At 67.4% G+C, this 18,460-nt stretch carries 17 protein-coding genes; 7 read left to right on the top strand and 10 right to left on the bottom strand.

What is annotated here, in order from left to right:
- Positions 1-193, top strand: a 193-nt coding sequence (locus AVHM3334_RS17855) for a hypothetical protein (protein WP_284414529.1), incomplete at its 5' end; no start/stop codon positions are given.
- Between the two features lie 131 nt (positions 194-324).
- Here AVHM3334_RS17855 and AVHM3334_RS17860 read toward each other — a convergent pair.
- Both AVHM3334_RS17860 and AVHM3334_RS17865 read right to left on the bottom strand, forming a co-directional pair.
- Positions 325-1,308, bottom strand: a complete 984-nt coding sequence (locus AVHM3334_RS17860) for a Bug family tripartite tricarboxylate transporter substrate binding protein (protein ID WP_284414531.1) — start codon at positions 1,306-1,308, stop codon at positions 325-327.
- A gap of 80 nt (positions 1,309-1,388) precedes the next feature.
- Positions 1,389-1,937, bottom strand: coding sequence for a MarR family winged helix-turn-helix transcriptional regulator (locus AVHM3334_RS17865; RefSeq protein ID WP_284414532.1), 549 nt, complete (start codon positions 1,935-1,937; stop codon positions 1,389-1,391).
- Positions 1,938-1,997: 60 nt separating this feature from the next.
- Here AVHM3334_RS17865 and AVHM3334_RS17870 point away from each other — a divergent pair, with 60 nt between their 5' ends.
- The 5 genes from AVHM3334_RS17870 (at position 1,998) to AVHM3334_RS17890 (ending at position 8,555) form a co-directional block, all read left to right on the top strand.
- Positions 1,998-3,290, top strand: a complete 1,293-nt coding sequence (locus AVHM3334_RS17870; protein ID WP_284414534.1) for a flavin-dependent oxidoreductase — start codon at positions 1,998-2,000, stop codon at positions 3,288-3,290.
- Between the two features lie 104 nt (positions 3,291-3,394).
- Positions 3,395-5,098, top strand: coding sequence for an MBL fold metallo-hydrolase (locus tag AVHM3334_RS17875; protein ID WP_284414536.1), 1,704 nt, complete (start codon positions 3,395-3,397; stop codon positions 5,096-5,098).
- A complete protein-coding gene (locus AVHM3334_RS17880) occupies positions 5,091-5,894 on the top strand; it encodes an rRNA pseudouridine synthase (RefSeq protein ID WP_284414538.1) in 804 nt (267 codons plus the stop codon). The genes AVHM3334_RS17875 and AVHM3334_RS17880 overlap by 8 nt, the downstream gene beginning before the upstream one ends.
- A gap of 155 nt (positions 5,895-6,049) precedes the next feature.
- Complete coding sequence (locus AVHM3334_RS17885; RefSeq protein ID WP_284414540.1) at positions 6,050-7,291, top strand: YjgN family protein; 1,242 nt, start codon at positions 6,050-6,052, stop codon at positions 7,289-7,291.
- Between the two features lie 25 nt (positions 7,292-7,316).
- Entirely contained in the window at positions 7,317-8,555 is a 1,239-nt protein-coding gene (locus tag AVHM3334_RS17890; protein ID WP_284414542.1) for a M48 family metallopeptidase, read from the top strand.
- Positions 8,556-8,665: 110 nt separating this feature from the next.
- On the opposite strand, the gene AVHM3334_RS17895 is transcribed toward AVHM3334_RS17890, so the two are convergent.
- The 8 genes from AVHM3334_RS17895 to AVHM3334_RS17930 are packed head-to-tail and all read right to left on the bottom strand — an operon-like array spanning position 8,666 to position 18,209.
- A complete protein-coding gene (locus tag AVHM3334_RS17895) occupies positions 8,666-11,224 on the bottom strand; it encodes a CBM20 domain-containing protein (protein ID WP_284414543.1) in 2,559 nt (852 codons plus the stop codon).
- Positions 11,225-11,231: 7 nt separating this feature from the next.
- Positions 11,232-13,115, bottom strand: a complete 1,884-nt coding sequence (locus tag AVHM3334_RS17900; protein WP_284414544.1) for a hypothetical protein — start codon at positions 13,113-13,115, stop codon at positions 11,232-11,234.
- Between the two features lie 32 nt (positions 13,116-13,147).
- The gene (locus AVHM3334_RS17905; protein ID WP_284414545.1) at positions 13,148-14,170 is read right to left on the bottom strand and encodes a polyprenyl synthetase family protein; all 1,023 of its coding nucleotides are present in this window, start codon (positions 14,168-14,170) and stop codon (positions 13,148-13,150) included.
- A complete protein-coding gene (locus AVHM3334_RS17910; RefSeq protein ID WP_284414546.1) occupies positions 14,167-15,564 on the bottom strand; it encodes a hypothetical protein in 1,398 nt (465 codons plus the stop codon). The genes AVHM3334_RS17905 and AVHM3334_RS17910 overlap by 4 nt, the downstream gene beginning before the upstream one ends.
- Positions 15,565-15,615: 51 nt before the next feature.
- Positions 15,616-16,014, bottom strand: a complete 399-nt coding sequence (locus tag AVHM3334_RS17915; protein ID WP_284414547.1) for a hypothetical protein — start codon at positions 16,012-16,014, stop codon at positions 15,616-15,618.
- Positions 16,015-16,028: 14 nt separating this feature from the next.
- Complete coding sequence (locus AVHM3334_RS17920; protein ID WP_284414548.1) at positions 16,029-16,952, bottom strand: hypothetical protein; 924 nt, start codon at positions 16,950-16,952, stop codon at positions 16,029-16,031.
- The gene (locus tag AVHM3334_RS17925) at positions 16,945-17,574 is read right to left on the bottom strand and encodes a C39 family peptidase (protein WP_284414550.1); all 630 of its coding nucleotides are present in this window, start codon (positions 17,572-17,574) and stop codon (positions 16,945-16,947) included. Before AVHM3334_RS17925 ends, AVHM3334_RS17920 begins: the two co-directional genes overlap by 8 nt.
- Positions 17,571-18,209: a hypothetical protein gene (locus tag AVHM3334_RS17930; RefSeq protein ID WP_284414552.1), complete on the bottom strand. Its 639-nt coding sequence runs from the start codon at positions 18,207-18,209 to the stop codon at positions 17,571-17,573. The genes AVHM3334_RS17925 and AVHM3334_RS17930 overlap by 4 nt, the downstream gene beginning before the upstream one ends.
- Before the next feature lie 14 nt (positions 18,210-18,223).
- Between AVHM3334_RS17930 and AVHM3334_RS17935 the strand changes: the two genes are divergently transcribed.
- Entirely contained in the window at positions 18,224-18,397 is a 174-nt protein-coding gene (locus AVHM3334_RS17935) for a hypothetical protein (protein WP_284414554.1), read from the top strand.
- Positions 18,398-18,460 lie beyond the last annotated feature (63 nt).

Raw genomic sequence — 18,460 nt, forward strand, 5'->3', positions numbered from 1 at the left:
GCACCGCCAGCGGGTGGTGCGGATCGATCATCTCGGCCAGCGGCTGGCGCCAGAAATCGGTCTCGGACATCTGCAAAACTCCCAGAAAACAAAATCTGATTTGTTGATTCTCAGGGGATCAAGCAACCAGCGGAACTGGCGAAAACCCAGTGTTCATGCGGGTTGCCAGGGTTTTGCAGGGGCGACTACCTAGCCTGAACCGCACCCCACCCACCTTTTCCCCCTGCAGCCGCTTGTGCAAAGCTTGCGCAAAAAATCCAGGGTGGAGCTCGCCCTGATCCACTGGCTATCGCCCGGCGGCTCGGTGCCGGTATCCGTCCGCTGCTATTCCTCGGACGAAAAGCCCGAAGCCGCCACGACCGACGCCCAGCGTTCGCGCTCTTGGGCGAGTTGGCGGGCGAACTCTTCGGGTGTGCTGCCGAAGGGCTCGAAACCCAGCTTGGCGAGCGCCTCCACCACGGCCGGATCGCGGATCGCCTGCTGCGCCATCGCCAGCAGCCGATCGACCTGCGCGGCTGGCGTCCTGGCGGGCAGGTACAGGCCGTAGCTTTCGACGCCGTGGATGCCGGCGAAGCCCTGTTCCCCGAAGGTGGCGACATCGGGCAGAAAGCGCGATCGCCGCGTGTCGGTCACGCCCAGCACGCGCACCCGGCCGGTGGGCAGGTGCGGCAGGCAGTCTCCCACGCTGAAGCAGCCCGAGGCGACCTGCCCGCCCATCAGATCCTGCAGGCCCGGCGCGGCGCCCCGGTAGGGCACGTGCGTGAGCTGGATGCCGGCCGCGCGGGCGAACTGGTTGCCCAGAAAGTGCGGCATGGCGCCGGCAGCGGGCGACGCGTAGCCTTCGGGCTCCGTCCGCGCCTTCGTCCAGTCGGCGAACTGGCGCAGGGTCTTCACCGATTCGGGCACCTTGGGCCCCACCATGAAGCCGCAGGTGGACAGCGCCACGGGCGTCACGGCATGGAAGTCCGTGGCCGGCCGGTACTGCAGGCGCTTGTACACGTGCGGGTAGATGGTGAGCATGGACGACGGGCTGAGCACCATCGTGAGCCCGTCGGGCGGCGCGTCCTTGAGCGCGGCCAGCGCGATGCGGCCGCCAGCGCCCACCTTCTGCTCGACCACCGTGGCGGTGCCGGTGCGCCCGCGCCACTGCTCGGCCAGGCGACGCGCGACGACGTCGATCGAGCCGCCCGCAGGAAAGCCCACCCATATGCGCGGCACGCCCTGCTGAGCACCTGCCGGCATGCCCAGGCCCGTGGCGGCCAGGCCTGCCAGCGCCATGCCGGCCTGGCGTCGATTGATGGTCGTCATGCGTTGTCTCCTGGTGTTTTGGGATGCGGGGAAAAGGACCGCGGAGCATGCCAGACCCGACCGGCCGGCATGGCACCGATTCATGCCGGCGGGGGAATGGAGGGGGTCGCCTCGGCCAGCCGGCCCAGCAACGGGTGCAGCCGATCGCCGCCCTCGCCCACCGCCTGCACCAGCGCCGCATCGTGCGCCTGCACGGCCTCGCTCAGGCGCCGCAGGGCCGCACGGCCGGCGGGCGTGGGGTGAAGGGTCCAGCTGCGGCCATCGAGCGGGTCGTCCGCGCGCCGCACCCAGCCCTGGGCGTGCAGCCAGTCCACCAGCCGCATGCCGCCGCTGCGGTGCAGTCCCATCGCCTCGGCCAGCACGCCCTGGCGCAGGCCGGGGTTGCCCACCACCAGCGCGAGCGCGGCGAACCGCTGCGGGCTCATGTCGGGCTGAAAAGCGACCGCGCGCTGAAAGTGCAGATACAGCGCGTTCTGCGCGCGCCGCAGCGCGTAGCCCATGAGAAGGTCGAGCACGCCGTAGTCCAGGCCCGGCAGGTGGCGCAATGCACCCTCGGGGGCGTCCGGTGCCGGTGCCCTGCGGGAGGCGGGGGAGGGCAGGGTTTTCGCGCGTGCCGATTTTTGTTGCATTGCGCAACAATAGGCGGCGCCAACGCATGGCGTCAAGCAGGACAACCCGGAGACCCACCCATGCCCTCTGCATCGCTCCACATCGTCATCGCCGGCGGCGGCATCGGCGGCCTGACGGCGGCGCTGGCCCTGGCCGCGCAAGGCCACCGCATCACCGTGTGCGAGGCCTGCGCCCATTTGAAGCCGCTGGGCGTCGGCATCAACCTGCTGCCGCATGCGGTGGCGGTGCTCGACGGCCTGGGGCTGCTGCCCGCGCTGCGCACGATGGGGGTGGAGACCGGTGCGCTGGTCTTCGCCAACCGCCACGGCCAGCCGATCCACGAGGACCGGCGCGGCGTGGCCGCCGGCTACAGCCACCCGCAGTTGAGCGTGCACCGCGGGCAGCTGCAGATGTTCCTGTGGGACGAGGCAGTGCGGCGGCTGGGCGCGGCGCAGTTGCGCACCGGCGCGCGCGTCACCGGCAGCACGCAGGACGACGACGGCGCCACCGCCCTCATCACCCCTGCCGATGGCGGCACCGAGGCGCTGCGCTGCGACCTGCTGATCGGCGCGGACGGCATCCACTCGGCGCTGCGGCGCCAGTTCTACCCCGACGAAGGCGCACCCTGCTGGAACGGCATGATGATGTGGCGCGGCACCACGGTCGCGCGGCCTTTCCTGGACGGGCGCACCATGGTGCAGGCCGGCCACCGCCGCGCGAAGTTCGTGGTTTATCCCATCGCGCCGCCCGCGCCGGACGGCACGCAGCTCATCAACTGGGTCGCCGACCGCCGCCTGCGCGAGGACGGCTTCGGCGGCGGGCTGAAGGCCCCCGACCGTGCCGACTGGAGCCGGCCGGGTTCGGTGGACGACCTGCTGCCCACCTTCGGTGATTGGCGCTTCGACTGGCTGGACGTGCCCGGCGTGATCCGTGCGGCCACGCAGATCCTCGAATGGCCCATGGTGGACCGCGACCCCCTGCCCCGCTGGCGCCACGGCCGGGTCACCCTGCTGGGCGATGCCGCGCACCCGATGTACCCCATCGGCTCCAACGGCGCCACGCAGGCCATCCTGGACGCGCGCGCGCTGGCCGATGCGCTGCACACGCAGCCCGGCCCCGTCGCCGCGCTCGAACACTACGAGGCCGCCCGCCGGCCCGCCACCGCCCGCATCGTCGCGCTGAACCGCCAGGAAGGGCTGGACGCCATCCTGGACATGGTCGAAGAACGCGCGCCCGAAGGCTTCGCGCGCATCGAGGACGTGATGGACCCGGCCGTGCTCGCGCGCTGGGTGCAGGAATACAAGGCCGCCGCCGGCCACCAGCAAGCCGCCGCCCACAGCAGGGTTGAAGCCAAATCGGCCTCCAGCGCATGATTATCTAGGGGATATAGCTATTATTTTCATAGCAAACCACAGGAATACGTCACGGCGGCACAGCGGCCGCCGGCACGAGGGCGCCCACTGCCGATAATCGGCCGATGCCCCGCACGACCCAACAACTCCATCCCCACCGCGAACCGGTGGCCACGCGGGCCGCGGCCACGGTGCTGCTGCTGCGCGATGCGCCCGACGCCGACGTGTTGGCCGGCGGCGGCGCCAAGCTCGAATTGCTGATGACGCGGCGCTCGCCGAACGCCAGCTTCGCGCCCGATGCGTACGTGTTCCCCGGCGGCGGCATCGACGCGCTGGATGCCGCGCCCGCCACGCACGCCGCCGCGGACCGGCGCGCCACGCAGAACGACCTGCGGGTGACCCAGGCCATCGCCGCCATCCGCGAGAGCTTCGAGGAATTGGGCGTGCTGCTGGCGCGCCATGCGGACGGCCGCTTCGCCGATGCCGCGGACATCGCCGCGCTCGACCGGCACGCGCCGTTCGTGGCGCAGTGCCAGGCGCGCGGGCTGCGGCTGGCGGCCGATGCCGTGTTCCTGCTGGCCCACTGGACGGCCGACCGCGATCTGCCCCGCCGCTTCGACGTGCCGTTTCTGGTCGCGCGCATGCCCGAGGGGCAGGAGCCCGTGGCCGACGAGGCCGAGCAGTTCGAGCCCGTGTGGGTGCGCCCGGCCGATGCGCTGGAACGCCACGCCGCGGGCCGCTTCTTCATGATCTACCCGACCATCCGCACGCTGGAGCGGCTGGCGCGCTTCGAGAGCACCGATGCGGTGCTCGCCGCCGTGGCGCACGAGGCGCCGCTGTGGACCAGCTGCCCGCGCGCAGGCCTGCTCGCAGGCAGGGAATCGCGCCACATGGAGCACGAGCCGCCGTTCGGCGAACTGGCCCTGGTGTGCCCGGACGGCCAGATCGTTCACCCGCTCGACTGGCAGAGCGAACGCGCGGTGCCGCTGCTGCGCAACGTGCAGCGGCTCACCGCGCCCAATCCCGGCATGATGACCGGCCCCGGCACCAACAGCTACCTGGTGGGCGACCCCGCCACGGGGTTCATCGCGATCGACCCCGGCCCGCAGGATGCCGACCACCTGGAGCGCCTGTGGCGCGCGGCCGGGGGCGACATCCGCATGATCGTGTGCACGCATTCGCACCCTGATCACTCGCCCGGCGCACAGCCGCTGCAGGCCCTGGTGGCCGCGCGGGGCCGCCCGGCGCCGCCGATCCTGGGCCTGCCATCGGCCCCCACGGCCCGCGCGGCCAGCCACTTCGTGCCCGAGCGCACGCTGGCGCATGGCGAACGGCTGGTGCTGGCCGGCCCATCGCCGGATGGCGAGGCCACGCACACGCTGCAGGTGGTTCACACGCCCGGCCACGCGGCCAATCACCTGTGCCTGCTGCTCATCGAAGACGGCCTGCTGTTCAGCGGCGACCACATCCTGAACGGCAGCACCACGGTGATCGACCCGCCGGACGGCAACATGGCCGACTACCTCGATTCGCTCGACCGGCTCGACGCGCTGTGCGGGCAGCACGGCATCGATTTCATCCTGCCCGCGCACGGCTACGTGCTGGGTGACACGCGCGGCGCCATCGCGGGCCTCAAGGCCCACCGCCTGGCGCGCGAGGCCAAGGTGCTGGCCGCCATGCGGGCGCAGCCCGCAGGCAGCGTGCAAGACTGGGTGCGCCACGCCTACGGCGACGTGCCCGAGCGCCTGTGGCCGGTGGCCCAGCGCTCGCTGCTGGCCCATGTCGAGCGCATCCGCGCATTGAATCTTTTTCTGGAGCCCCATGTCTGATCCCACCCGCGAACACATTCGCCTCGCCAAGCGCCTGGCCGAACAACTGGGCTGCTCGCGCAGCACGGCCGAGCAATACATCGAGGGTGGCTGGGTGAGCGTGGACGGCCGCGTGGTCGAAGCGCCCGGCGCCCGCGTGTCGCCGCACCAGACGGTGGTGATGGACAAGAACGCCAACCTGATGGAGCTCACGCCCGTCACGCTGCTGCTGCACAAGCCCGTGGGCTACGAGGCGGGCCTGGGCGCACCGCAGGGCGCAGGCGGCGCGGTGCCGCCGGGCCATGGCAGCCACGGCAGCCGCAGCCAGGGCGAGCCCTCGGCGCTGACCCTGCTGAGCGCGCAATCGCACACGGCCGACGACGCCAGCGGCACGCGCGTGCTGCAGCGGCACTTTCGCGCGCTCGAATGCTTCACCCCGCTTCCCACGCCGGCCAGCGGCCTGGTCGTCTACACGCAGGACGCGCGCATCGCCCGCAAGCTGGCCGAGGACATCGAATCGCTGGAGCAGGAATGCATCGTCGAGGTGCAGGGCACGCTGTCCGACAGCGGCCTCAAGAAGCTCTGCCATGGCCTGAGCTTCAACGGCCGCCCGCTGCCGCCCATCAAGGTGAGCTGGCAGAACGAGACGCGCCTGCGCTTTGCGCTCAAGGGCATCCGCCCCGGGCAGATCCCGGCGATGTGCGAGGCCGTGGGCCTTTCGGTGGTGGCGATCAAGCGCATCCGCATCGGCCGCGTGCCGCTGGCCAAGGTGCCCGAGGGCCAGTGGCGCTACCTGCAGCCCTGGGAGAAGTTCTGACCTCCGTCACCTGAAAGCCGCCACGGCGAGGCAGCCCATTTCGCTACCAAAACAATAGCTGCCAGCGCAAGTTGGTATTGCGCTACAGGCCGATGCGTTGCGCCCCTTTCGCAAAAAGGCTGCGCTACACTCCGCCGCACTGAGGAGCGCAGCCCATGGACTTGACCACACCGCCCGGCGACAGCCAGGTGTCTTCTTCCTTCACATCGCAAGGCATCGAACCGCATGGCCTGGTCTTCACCGGCAGCGGCGGCGAATACTTCCGCGTGTGGATCGTGAACGTGCTGCTGGGCATTCTCACGCTCGGCCTGTACACGCCCTGGGCACGGCGGCGCACCGCGCAATACTTCTACAGCCACACCCTCGTGGCTGGCAGCCCCCTCGAATTCACCGCCCAGCAGCGCCGCATGGTCTTCGGCTTCATCGTGCTGCTGGGCCTCACCGTCGCCTACCAGATCGCCGTGCGCACGGGCCAGGACGCCACCGTGGGCCTGTTCCTGATCGGCGGCGCCGCACTCGCCCCGCTGATCTGGGGCAGCGCCATGCGCTTTCGGCTGGCCAACACGCGCTGGAAGGGGCTGCGCCTGCAGTTCACTGCCAATTGGCGCGAGGTGTACAAGGCCAGCTGGCCCGTCTTCGCCATCGCGCTCATCGGGCTGGCGGTGTTCTTCGGCCTGCAGGCCCTGGCGCCGCAAGCGGCATTGCAGGCCAGCGGCCGCAAGCTGCCGCAGGTGACGCCACCCATGTGGGGCCTGCTGGCGGTGGGCCTGGTGCTCATGGTGCTGTGCTTCATCCGGCTCGAATACAACTACCGCAGCCTGCTCGTGCTGCGCTCACGGATCGGCAACGAACCCGGACGCTGGAAGCCGGAGTACATGGATTTCGTGAAGGTCTGGCTCGCCACCGTGGCGGTGTTCCTGCTGTCGTCGGCCGTGCTCGGCGCCATCATCGGCGCAGTGCTGAAGGGCTCGTGGGCGCTGCTGGCCGCCTCCACGCAGCGCATGGGGCTGTGGCTCTTCGTGTTCATCGTGCTCGGCTTCATCCTGTTCTTCGTGGTGTTCCTGCTCGCATCGGCGCCGGCGCGCGCCTTTCGCGAAGCCCGCATGTTCCAGCTCATGTGGAACAACATCGGCGTGAGCCACATGGCCCGCTTCAAGTGCGATCTGCGCGCGGGCCGCTACGTGGGGCTGCGCCTCAAGAACATGCTGCTCACCGTGATCACGCTCGGTTTCTACCGCCCGTTCGCCCGTGTGAGCGAGTACCGCATGAAACTCGAATCGGTCACCCTGCACATCAAGGGCGGCGTGGACCAGGTGGCGGGCCGCCTGGAGCGCCAGCAGCAAGGCGGCGTGGGCGATGCGCTGGCCGATGCGGCCGGGCTCGACCTGATCGGCTGACGGCTTGGCCGACCAGCGCCCGCCGATGGCCGACCTTTCCGCGCCCCGCGCTGCAGCCCTAGCCGCCGACGCATCGGCCCTGGTGCCGGCGCGCTGGTACGACGGGCTGAGCAGCAAGGGCCAGCCCGCGCTGGTGGGCTTGGCGCCCGGCGCGCGCGGGCCTACGCTCACCCTGCACCCGCTCGGCCCCGGCGGCGCCGCGCCCCGGGTGTTCGGCTTTCGCGACGTCGATTGGCCCGAAGCCTGGAGCGCGGACCGCCCGCCGCCCCGCGTGGTGGTGGACCTGCGCGACCACGGCAGCCTGGAGATCGAGGCGGTCGATGCCTGGCAGGCCGCCATGCGGTCCGCCGGCCACCGCCCCGGCATCGCACAGCGCATGCAGACCCGCTGGACCGTGCTGGCCGCCATGGTGCTGGCGTCGGTGCTCGCGCTGGTGCTGTTCTACCGCTACGGCACGCCCTGGGCCGCCACGCAGCTCACGCGCCATGTGCCGATCGGCTGGGAGACGGCGCTGTCGGACAACGCGATGCGGCAGATGGACGAGCGCACGCTCAAGCCCAGCCAATTGCCCGCCGCGCGGCAGGCACAGCTGCGCGAGCGTTTCGATGCGCTGGCCATGCAGTCGCGCGCCATGCCACCGCGCTACGGCGGCTACGCGCCGCGGCTGCAACTCGACTTTCGCCAGGGCATGGGCGCCAACGCCTTCGCGCTGCCAGGCGGCCGCGTCGTCATGACCGACGGGCTGGCCCTGGCGGCCGCCAGGAACGGCATGAGCGACGACGCGCTGATCGGCGTGCTCGCCCATGAAATCGGCCACGTCGTGCACCGCCACACCACGCGCACGGTGGTCGAACAAGGCGTGCTCAACATCGGCCTGGGGCTGGCGCTGGGGGATGTATCGGGCCTGCTGTCCACGGGCGGCGCACTGCTCACCGGCCTGGCCTACAGCCGCGACCACGAACGCGAAGCCGATTGCTACGCCATCGCACTCATGGACCAGGCCCGCCTGCCTACGGCGCCCATGGCCGACCTGTTGCTGGCCATTGCACGCGACCAGGAAAAATCAGACGCGGACACCAAAGCCAAGGCGTCCGGCCAAGGCCCACAGAAGAACGGCGGCCAAGGCGCGGGCGATTCCACGGCCCCCCGGCCGGACCTGAAACACGGCGGCGAAGGGCTGATGTCGCTGCTGAACAGCCACCCGGGCACGGTGCAGCGGGCCACCGAACTGCGCGAGGGCCGGGCACCGCACTGCGCTCGCTGAAGGCGGCTCGGCCGTTCGCAGCCAGTGGCCCGCCACGGGCAGGCCGGCTCGCCGCAAAACCGGGCCGACGAAGGCGCTTCAACGCCCCGTGCGCAGGGCTTCAACCACCGTCAAGGCAGGGCATCGGATGCATGGCTGACCGGGCAGCCGAACAGGTCGCCCAGCCAGTCCACGACCTGCTCCAGCGCATAGCCTAGCGCCACCATGGCCTGCTGCACTTCGGCCGCCAGGGCCCCGAGGCTTTGCAGCATCGCCGCGAGGTCCTGGCCCAATTGCTTGAACTGGTCTTGCAGGATCTGGCCGACCAGTTGCAGGCCATTGACGAAATTGCGCCACTGGTTCTTCACCCAGTCCACGAAGGCACTCAGGCCGGACAGCACGGCCTGGATCAGGGCCGACGCCTCCTCCTTCAACGCGGTGAGCAGATGGCCCGCCACATCCTTGAGCTGCGCAATGACGCCGGCCACGTTCACGTGCACCAGCGTGTAAGGGCTGCCCTGGTCGCCCAGGTGGAGGTCGAGCCCGAACAGGCTGAAATCGAAGTAGCCGGTCACCACCAGTTCCTGCAATGACGCCGAGAAGCCCAGCCCCGCCGCCACGCTGAAGTTGGGCAACTGGATTTTCGGCACCAGCGTCACCCCCCACAGCGTGATGCCGTCCCATTCGATGTTGTTCCAACCAAAATTGAAGCCGAACGACGCGCTGAGCAGCTTGTCCTGCGGACTGAGCATGAACGTGATGCGGTCGCCCGCCCAGGCGCCGCAGCCGCCGGTCGGCTGGCCGTTCTGCACCGCATAGTCGAGCTGGAACTGGTTGTCGGTGGTGGCGAGGGCGTAGAGGTGATCTTCCACCACGTCCAGGAACTTGAGGTACAGCGAGGAATAAAAGCGCACGGGCTTGCCACCGTTGATCTGCGGCACCACGATGCCGTCCGGCGTGGCGGCGATCGCCAGCATCGGGCCCTGGCCATTCGGCTTGCTGGTCGTCGGATCCCATCCGGACAGCGCGAAGACGCTGCCCCAGGCAATCGCCTTTTGCACCAGAACGTAGCCGGAAAACCCCGCCTTGGCGTCGGCCGACTCGGCCAGCGTGGCCAGCACCTGCACGTCGTCCTGGCCCAGCAGGCTGAACTCGGCCTGCAGACCGAAGCCGGCCGGGAACGGGCCGCGATCGCCGATCTTCTGCAGTTGCGCGCCTTCCACGAACCAGAAAACGAACTGCTTGATGCTGATGATCTCGTCGAGAAAGCGCACCACGTCGGCGATCTCGGGCTGGTGGTCGTCGTCCAGCGTTTGCGGAGAGAAGTCGAGCGCAAAAGCCGCGTCGAACACATTGGACAACTGCATCGGTTGCTGATCGGCCTGCGTCCAGACAGCGATGCCGTTGGGCACCTCGAAATCCACCACCTCGACTTCGAAGCCCACGTCGAACTCGTACTGCGGCTTGGCGGGATTCTGAAGCTTCAGCGCCCCTCCCGCGCTGAGCGTCACCCCGGCGGCCTCGGCACCCACCGTCACCGTGCCCTGCAGCTCGACGATGGTCACGGTCTGCAGGCCGAAGGGCTGCTTCCAGTTTTGCAGGGCCAGCGTGAGGCTCAGATCGCCCTGCGAGGGAATGATGCTGCCGGTGAGGGCCAGCGCGACCTGGGTATTGCCGTCGGGCCGAAAGGTGCCGGACGCCGTGGCGTTCACGGTGCTGCTGCCCTGGGCCGGGTTCTCCCAGTCGAGCGTGAAGCCATCGAATTCGAAGACGCCGTTGCCCTTGGCGCTGAACGAGTTCTTCAGCACCGCCTTCAGCGTCTTGTCGCCGCTGTCCCTGGCATAGGTGGCGAACAGATCGAGCTGCGACACGTCGCCCATGAATTGGGCGATGGCCGCCAGCGAATCGGTCAGTTGCAGCGACGAAAAGAGCACGAAGCCGGGAGCGATGTCGAAATCGGCGGCGATCGCGGGAACGTCGTCCGCACTCAGCAACCCCAGCGAAGCCAGGCTGCCGGATTGGCCGGCGATGGTGGAGACGACGACACCGCTTTCGCGAAAGGTCAGCGCCGACAGCGGCGCCCACAGCGAGCCCGGCGACCACTGCTGCACCACCGCGCCGAACAAAATGCCGGCGCCCTGGTCGGTGCGCTGCACGCTGAGCGCCGCGTTCAGAAACGGCTGCCCGGAATACAGCAGCCCGCCCTGCCCGTTGAACTGCACGGACGAGCCCGATGCGTAGCCCAGCTTCAATTGCCCGTTGGCGAATGCGATCTGGTTGGCCGGGGCCCAGTCCAGCTCGGCGGGCCACAGGCTCTGCAGCGGCCACTGCAGGCTGGCGCCCATGGTGGCATCCAGCGTCAGCTCCACGCCGGTGTCGAGCTTGGCGAAGGTCAGCACCACCTTTGCATCGGTGTACTGCGTGCTGGTCAGCGTCAGTGTGGCGCCGCTGGCGGTCGCCTGCAGGTCGAGGTCGGCGCCGTCGATCCGGGCCTGCACCTCCAACTGTTTGCTGGCGGGATCGACCTTCAAGCTGGCGGACGGGCCCAGTTGCAGCGTGATGCCGTTCAGGTAGTCGCCGATCGCCGTCTGAATCGGTCCGGGGAACTGGTCCTGCGCCAGTTGCAGGACCTTGCCGGCCGCGTCGGACTTCAAGGCGCCCTGGAGCGTGCTGTAGATGTCGTTGCTCATGGCGTCACTACCCCAGGTTTTTCAACGCCGAACGGGCGAACTGGGTCGCGGCGTCGCTGATCTGCTGCAGGTTGCCCGCAATGTAGCCGTTCAGGGCAGACACCACCTGCTCGATCAACTGCGACTGGCTCAGGAACGCATTGATGAACCCCGCAAATTTCTCCTCGTCGGGCGGTAGCGTGACGGTCAGCACCACATCCTGGTCACCGGCCACCAGCAGGATCTGGCTGTAGGTCAGCACCAAATCATCCGGCGTGTCGCCCGATGCGTTCAGCGTGGTCTGGATGCCGAGCTTGTTGCTGTTGTTCTGCAGGCTGAGGTTCAGGGTGCCGCTCAGCGGGATCGGTTGGTTCTGATTCACCTGCACGTTCAGGGTGAACGGGGTACTGGCCGTGGCCGGTGGCGAGGGCACTTTGCGGGGGCTGCCCTTCACGTTCACTGTCGTCCCGGATTTTACTTTCCCCAGCAGCAATGTGGCGCTGGCCTGCTGGTTGGTGCCGAAGACGATGTTGTCCGGCGGTGCGACCAGGTTCGACAGGCCCGTGATGGCCAGGCTCTGAAGCACGATGTCCGACAGCGCGATGTTCACGTTCTTCGAGACCTGCGTTTGGAACGGGCCAGGAATGCTCAGGTTGACGGCGGTGTAAGGCTCCAGCACAGGCGATGTCGAACCCAGCACCATGGTCGGCAGATAGACGTAGCTGCCCGGGTCGTTCAGTGCGGCACGTGCCCGGTTGAACAGGTATTGGTCCACCGCGTTCGCATCGGTGTCCACCGTGCTGCCTGCCACCTGGGTGCTGCCGAAAATGTCGTCGAAAGCGCTCTTCAACTGTTGGTTGAGCAGGGTCGCGACCTGCCGGATGTTGTCCGGATCCTTGAGCGCATTGTTGACCTGGGTGCTCAGCAACTGGGCTGCATCCCCCGTGGACAGCACCTGCTTGAAGAACTGGCTCCACGGCGCATAGAAGACGCTGGTGTCGATGTAGGCCGGAAACGGCACCGGCGAGATGCTCTGGTACTGCAGGTTCTGCAGTGTGAATGTGGGCGAGGCGCCCTGCACCGCGACGAGTTGAACGGTGTCCAGCCCGATGTGCAGCGCCGCGCTGCTGCCCGTACCGTCCACCGTGACGGTGGTTCCCGACACCACCTTCGCGTTGGACAAGGTCAGCAGCGCGATGCCGGTGGCAAGGCAGTCGAAACCGTTCGCATGCTCGGTCGAGAGCGTGAGCCCCAGGGTCGGCGGCGGGGCGACGATGTTCATTTGCTTGTCGACGAAGCACAGGCATTGCTTCAGCGTGAACCCCAGCCCGTCGAACGCGGTGGGTGGCGTCGTCGTGCTGTCGACTCCCTTGTCCGGGCCGACCAGCGCCAGCGGCTGGTTCCACGCCTGTCCCGTGGACGGATAGGCGTTGAGATTCAGAGTGATGTCCGCGGTGTAGCCAGCGTTGCTGGTGGTGACCGCCGGTGGCTGCCCGCTGACCTGGATGTTCGCCAGGCCCTGGATCTCGATGCTGCTTACGTCCAGGTCCGGACCCACGCCGGGGTACGGAATCACGTTCAAGTGCTGCGACATGATGTAGGTCACGGCCGCCTTGGCATCATTGACCATCTGCTGCGTGACGGGAAGCGTGGGGTTGGTCAGCACGCTCAGTTGGCCGACCAGCGGAAACAGGGCCTGGAACCAGGAGGTGGCCATGTCGGCCGAGATGTCCTGCGCGCCGCCGATGTTGTCCAGGTCCCATTGGGTGCCTTTCAGCGGCAGATAGGGATTGCCGTTCGAATCCTTCATGCCGGACAGCGCAACGGGCAGGAACAGGCTGTTGTTCGGCGCGTTGTCGTTGGCTTTCTGCATCAGCGTGTCGTACACGAAATGAAATAGTTGCAAGCCCATGGTGGTGTCCTCTCGAAAGATGTTGCGGTCGGTCAGTAGGGTCGGTTCACGACATGCAGCGTGATGTCGTGCAATGCCCGCAGGTGCGGTCCTGCGGGCAGGTTCTGTAAGTACTGCACCGCTTGCAGCGCGGTGTCCCGTGCCTGCGCATAGGCCAGCGCGAAGGCGTCGGATCGGCGGATCTCATCGACCCAGGCGTTGATCTGCTCCGGCGGCGGGGTCTGCGTGTCGCGCAGGTAGCGCACCATGGGGTGCGCGTCACCGAACAGCTTCATCGCATGGATGATGGGCAGGGTGATGCGCCGCTGGTGCAGGTCGATGCCGCGGCACTTGCCCGCTTCCGCATCGGAATGCGCGAGGTCGAAGATGTCATCCATCATCTGGAAGGCGCGGCCCATGTAGCGCCCGAAGGAGCCGAGGCGGCGCAGCTCCGAGGTGCGCGCACGCATGAGCGCCGCGCCCGACTCGCAGGCCAGGCCGAACAGCACGGCGGTCTTGCGGTCCACCGTGGTGAGATAGCGGCTCATCAGCGAATCCGGATGCCAGTAGGGCTGCGTGGTCATCTCGTCGATCTCGCCTCGGCAGATGTCGAACGCCGAGTCCAGCACCCACTTCACGAGCTGCATGTCGTTCTCGTCCTCGATCGCATCGACGAAGCAGCGCACGGCCTGCAGGAACTGCATGTCGCCGATCATGATCGCCATCTCGGTGCCGCGCGCGGCGTTAACACTGGCGTGTCCCCTGCGCAGCGAGGCATGGTCGATGATGTCGTCGTGGATCAGGCTCGCCACGTGCAGCATCTCCAGGGACGCGGAGGCGCGCAGCACCTTGTTCGGCAACTCGCCCTCGGGCCGGAACAGGCGCGCGGTGATCAGCAGCATCAGCGGCCGCAGCTTTTTGCCGCCGCGGTATAGCGACATTTCCGCTTCGGTCAGATAGCCCTGCTGCGGCTGCAGCGCGTGCGCCAATTCCCGCTCGAATCCCTGCATGTCTGGCGCCATCAGCCCCTGCAGAATGGCGTTGACCGGGTCCGGCGCCGCCTCGGCAATCTTCACGGCTGAGAATCCAGCAGCGCCTTGGCCAGCGGCTGAACCAGTGCTCGCTCCAGTGCATCGGCGATGCGGTCGTGCACGAGGCTTTTGATGAAGCGCGCCTCGGACAACGCATCGCGCGCGGTCTGCGCCACGCTGTCGCCCAACGCACCGTTCCATGCGTCATCGTCGAAGTGCAGGTCGAAACCGTCCAACTCGACCCGCCCGTCGATCAGCGCTGGCGCACCGTCAGCGCCTTGCCCGCCGAACTGCAGATACACATGGCAGGCAAGGCGTGCTCGCAGCGCCCCCTTCACCAAGGCCATCGGCTTTTGCGCCGCCACCCGTGCGGTGTGCTCGGCGATGTCAGCCTGGAGCTTGCGCACGAAGGCACGCTCGTCTTCGCTCAGCGACCATGTCCAGCTGTTGCCCTGCGCATCGCGGCCACCGATCGGGCTGCCGTTGAGGAAGTTGTGCACATCCTCCACCGAAGGCGGCGTCGCTGGCGTACCGGTCTGCACGAGTCCATAGACGCTGTCCTTGGTCTGCGCGGGCACGTCGGTGATCTGGGTCACGTTGGTGTTTTGCACGATGCTCGTGCCGAACCCCAAGGTCGCGGCCGCCGCCTGGTTGTAGGGGTTGGTGGCGTCCTTGGGGTTGTTGGGATCGGCGCCCTCGGCCATGGCGGTCAGGGTGGTCAGCAAGGCCAGCTTCTGGTTCTGGGCATGGCCGTTGTAGTTGGTGGTGATGCCCGTGCTCGAGTTGTAGTAGGTCTTGACGGGATCGTTGACCACGCCGCCCTCGGTCAGCGCCGTATTGGTGTCGCCCGCCATTTCGGAAACGGCGGAGTTGCCCCAGCCTTGCTGGAACGCGTACGCCTGGAAGTTGTTTTCATTGAAGACGTCGTTGAAGGCCGCCCGGTGATTGGAGTAGGTGCTCAACAGGGTCGGACCGTTGGTGCCAGGCAAGTTCTGCAGCGATTCGCGCTGGCAGTTCGCAGTCTGGATCCAGGTGGGATGCGCGTTGTCGTCCGCACTGCCGCCGCGGCGGCGGGCTCCGATGGGCATGGCTGTGCCGGCACCGTCCAGCCCGGTTTCCCAGATCTGCGTGCCTTTCAGGGTGTGAATGCCCTGCAGCTCGATGTTCTGCAGACGCACGGCAAGCACGCAACGGCCTTGCGAATCGCTGCTGCATTCGACCGCGAGCGGCACGTCGCCAGCCAGCGCCAATTGCATGCCCGACAGGTCGATGCCCAGCGAACCGCGCATGAATCCGGCCTGCGCGGGCATGTCGATCGCGCGGGCCAGCGGCAAGGTCGGGATGTCGCCAAACCCGATGCTGCGGGGCAAGGCGGCGGTCAGGGTGGCGGCGGGTTGATTCGTCCAGCCGGCTTGAAAAGCTTGCATTGCAGCGCTCATGAAAATTCTCCTCGTACGATGTGACCGGGTCCGATGGGCGGGGACGGCAGGTCAGGAAACATTGACGGTGGCCGTGACCAGCACGTGGTCCGCATCCGCAGTGGAAATGCTCAGGTTCGAGGCTGTCAGGCTCAGGCTGATGCCGTCGAACGCGATGGGAATGGGCGGCACGGTGAACGAGGCTTTGTCGGTCAGGTAGGCCTGCGCCTTGGTCTGGAGGGTGGACCTGATGAAGGGCGTGGCCACGCCGATGATGGTGGTCGCCACGTGCTGGAGCAGTCCCGCATTGAACTTCTCCCACCCGCTACCGTCCGCGGTGTAGGTGATCGTGAAGCTGGGCAGCGGCTGCAGTTGCAACTGAACGGTGTTCGACCCCGATACCACCGGTGCGACGGTGAAGGTCAAAGGCGTGGGGCTGGTGGCGAAATCGGCTTTGGCAAAGTCAACCATGGTGTGGCTCCAGTTCAGGGCAGCAGGTTCGAGGCGGCTTCCAGGGCGCAGGCGGCTGGCACCAGCCACCACGAGACGCCCACGGAGGCAGTGGCGGCGAATGTGGCGGTGATATCGACGTTCGGCAGCGTCGATGCCACTGCGATGGAGGCGTTGCTGATGCCCCCGTCGAGCGAATAGCTTCCTGTCCAGTTGCTGTCGCTCTGGTTGACCTGGGCGGCATCCATCTTTTGCACGATCGCACCGCTGTACTGGGCCACCAGCGCGGACAGCAGCCTGCGGCCGGCGAGCACGCCCAACGCCTGCTGCGGCCATTGCACGCCGCTGATGTCCGGCGTGCCGTTGGCCACCAGGTTGCTGGCCAGCACGAGGTGCGAGCCCGTGACGGTCATGACCGGCGGGGTGAAGCTCTGCCCTTCCACGGTGATGCTGGGCGGAATCTTGTAGCCCTGCAGCAGCGTCTGGACCTTGGTATAGACGATTCCGCAGATCACCTGGAGCATGAACTCCGAGGCACCGCTCGGATTGATTGGCAGCACCGCGACCGAGCCCAGCTGGACCTGGTCGCCCACCACCGTCACCTGCGCAAACAGCGTGAACGAGAACGGCAGCGGGGATGGAGGCCCGCTCTGCATGTGGAACGTGGTGGACACGGACGACAGCTGCACCTGGAACATCTGGTTGGTCGGATCTTTCGGCTTGGTCCCGCCCGATGGCACGAAGGTGTTCGGGTCGTTCCACTGCGCCGTGGTCGGCGGGGCGAGCACGAAGACGGGCGCCGCATCGATGCTCCAGTCCACCGTGGTAATGCCCATCTGGTTCACGTCCTGAACGCCCTGGAACAGCTTCTGCTTGGCCTGGGCATTGGCATAGAGCTGGGTCATGCCCTGGTTGAGGGTGCCGGCATCCAGCACCAGCGCGACGTCGTAGCTACTCATATTCCACCTCTCCTTTGCGTGTCGGATTTGCCGAACGCGGGTTGTGTGTCCAGTAGGTCTCCATCCACTCGCCGCCGTGGCGGTAGTGCAGAGGGAAGTCATCGAAATCGACGGTGGTGCGGCCGCACTGCGGGTCGGCCACCGAGACGGTGCGCCGCGTGCGGCAATAGCCGTCCACCAGCACGTAGTGCTGCGGGCCCGCATGCCAGCGGATCGCCACCGCCACCGGCCGGCCATCGTCCAGCTCGCGCATCAGGCGGCGAAACGGCGGCCTGCCGCTGCTCCAGCCGGCCAGGCAGTTCACGTAGCGCAAGGTGCGCTCCATGGCAGCCTGCTGGTCAAAGCGCTGCGCCTCCAGCAGCTCCGGCGGCGGCGTGCTGTTGGGAAGCACGTCGTCCGGCGCGAGGATGCGCCAGGCCAGCGTGTCCTGCCGCCAAGACGTATCGCCGTAGTGCGCGGCGATGGCACAAGTCACCGCGGCCCAGCACCAGTTGGCTCGCAACTGCGCTTGAAGCGGCAGGTTCAGCACCTGCTCCGTGCCGTCCTCAGCCTCGTGCCGGGTCGGAAACACCGGGCCGATGCGCCGCGTCGTCCGGGCGAGCGGCTCGATCCGGATCTTCATGGAAAGGACACGCACTGGGGCATGGCCCGGTTCAGTTCCTCGCTGACGATGCTGTTGATCTGCGATGAGATAAGCCCGCTGATGGCGCCCTTGGCGGCATCCAGGATCAGGTTTTCCACCGGCTGCAGCAGGTCGTTGAGCGGCCCCAGCCCATCGATCCAGACCGAAGCGTTGCCGTAATTGAAGTTGGCGTTCATGCCCGACAACTGGTTCAGGCACAGCTTGCCGCCGGTCGTTCCCGCCTGGAACTGAGCCGTGCCGGAAATGCTGGGGCTGTCGATCCGGAGGCTGCCGGAGATGCCTGGATCGATGAACAGAACGTGCAAGTCACCACCGGCCTGCGCACTCAGGGAACTGTTCAGCACGGCGTGGAAGTTCACCGTCCCCGAGAGGTTGGCGCCCGAAGCCGTGATGTTGCCGACCACCATGTCCTGGATCTGCAACGAGGAAATGCCCGTGAGATTGGTGACCGAATAGGAGGCGGTGCCGACGCCGATGCTCGCAGAGCCGAAGGCTACCTTGGGATAGGGGTCGTAGCCGGCGCCCTGGATGGCAGGCCCGATTTCGCCATTCAACTGCGTGACGAGGCCCTGCAGGATTTCATTGATGATATCGGTGAACGGATCACTGCTCATGTCTGACTCCCTCGATGAAAGAAAACGGCATCGCACTGCGTCGGCAGCGCGATTCATTTAGGACCTTTTGGCAAGCCGGTGATCTGCGGGCGCTTCCAAGCAATGCGTTGGTGGTCGATTCGCCTTTTTGGAAATCTTTTGCGCAGCGGCTTGGCCATTCTGATGGGACCAGCCAACGCGCGGTGTGAAGGACAGGCCAATCCGCCTGAAGCCTCCTGAAGACTTCTGAAAATGCCTGGAACCGTGAGTGA

The organism is Acidovorax sp. SUPP3334 (genome assembly GCF_030159055.1).
In the GTDB taxonomy this organism is placed as follows: domain Bacteria; phylum Pseudomonadota; class Gammaproteobacteria; order Burkholderiales; family Burkholderiaceae_C; genus Paracidovorax.

Bases quoted from the DNA above. Each gene is read 5' to 3' on its own strand.
- AVHM3334_RS17860 (WP_284414531.1), bottom strand. From the start codon at position 1,308: ATGACGACCATCAATCGACGCCAGGCCGGCATGGCGCTGGCAGGCCTG.
- AVHM3334_RS17865 (WP_284414532.1), bottom strand. From the start codon at position 1,937: ATGCAACAAAAATCGGCACGCGCGAAAACCCTGCCCTCCCCCGCCTCC.
- AVHM3334_RS17870 (WP_284414534.1), top strand. From the start codon at position 1,998: ATGCCCTCTGCATCGCTCCACATCGTCATCGCCGGCGGCGGCATCGGC.
- AVHM3334_RS17875 (WP_284414536.1), top strand. From the start codon at position 3,395: ATGCCCCGCACGACCCAACAACTCCATCCCCACCGCGAACCGGTGGCC.
- AVHM3334_RS17880 (WP_284414538.1), top strand. From the start codon at position 5,091: ATGTCTGATCCCACCCGCGAACACATTCGCCTCGCCAAGCGCCTGGCC.
- AVHM3334_RS17885 (WP_284414540.1), top strand. From the start codon at position 6,050: ATGGACTTGACCACACCGCCCGGCGACAGCCAGGTGTCTTCTTCCTTC.
- AVHM3334_RS17890 (WP_284414542.1), top strand. From the start codon at position 7,317: ATGGCCGACCTTTCCGCGCCCCGCGCTGCAGCCCTAGCCGCCGACGCA.
- AVHM3334_RS17895 (WP_284414543.1), bottom strand. From the start codon at position 11,224: ATGAGCAACGACATCTACAGCACGCTCCAGGGCGCCTTGAAGTCCGAC.
- AVHM3334_RS17900 (WP_284414544.1), bottom strand. From the start codon at position 13,115: ATGGGCTTGCAACTATTTCATTTCGTGTACGACACGCTGATGCAGAAA.
- AVHM3334_RS17910 (WP_284414546.1), bottom strand. From the start codon at position 15,564: ATGAGCGCTGCAATGCAAGCTTTTCAAGCCGGCTGGACGAATCAACCC.
- AVHM3334_RS17915 (WP_284414547.1), bottom strand. From the start codon at position 16,014: ATGGTTGACTTTGCCAAAGCCGATTTCGCCACCAGCCCCACGCCTTTG.
- AVHM3334_RS17920 (WP_284414548.1), bottom strand. From the start codon at position 16,952: ATGAGTAGCTACGACGTCGCGCTGGTGCTGGATGCCGGCACCCTCAAC.
- AVHM3334_RS17925 (WP_284414550.1), bottom strand. From the start codon at position 17,574: ATGAAGATCCGGATCGAGCCGCTCGCCCGGACGACGCGGCGCATCGGC.
- AVHM3334_RS17930 (WP_284414552.1), bottom strand. From the start codon at position 18,209: ATGAGCAGTGATCCGTTCACCGATATCATCAATGAAATCCTGCAGGGC.
- AVHM3334_RS17935 (WP_284414554.1), top strand. From the start codon at position 18,224: ATGAAAGAAAACGGCATCGCACTGCGTCGGCAGCGCGATTCATTTAGG.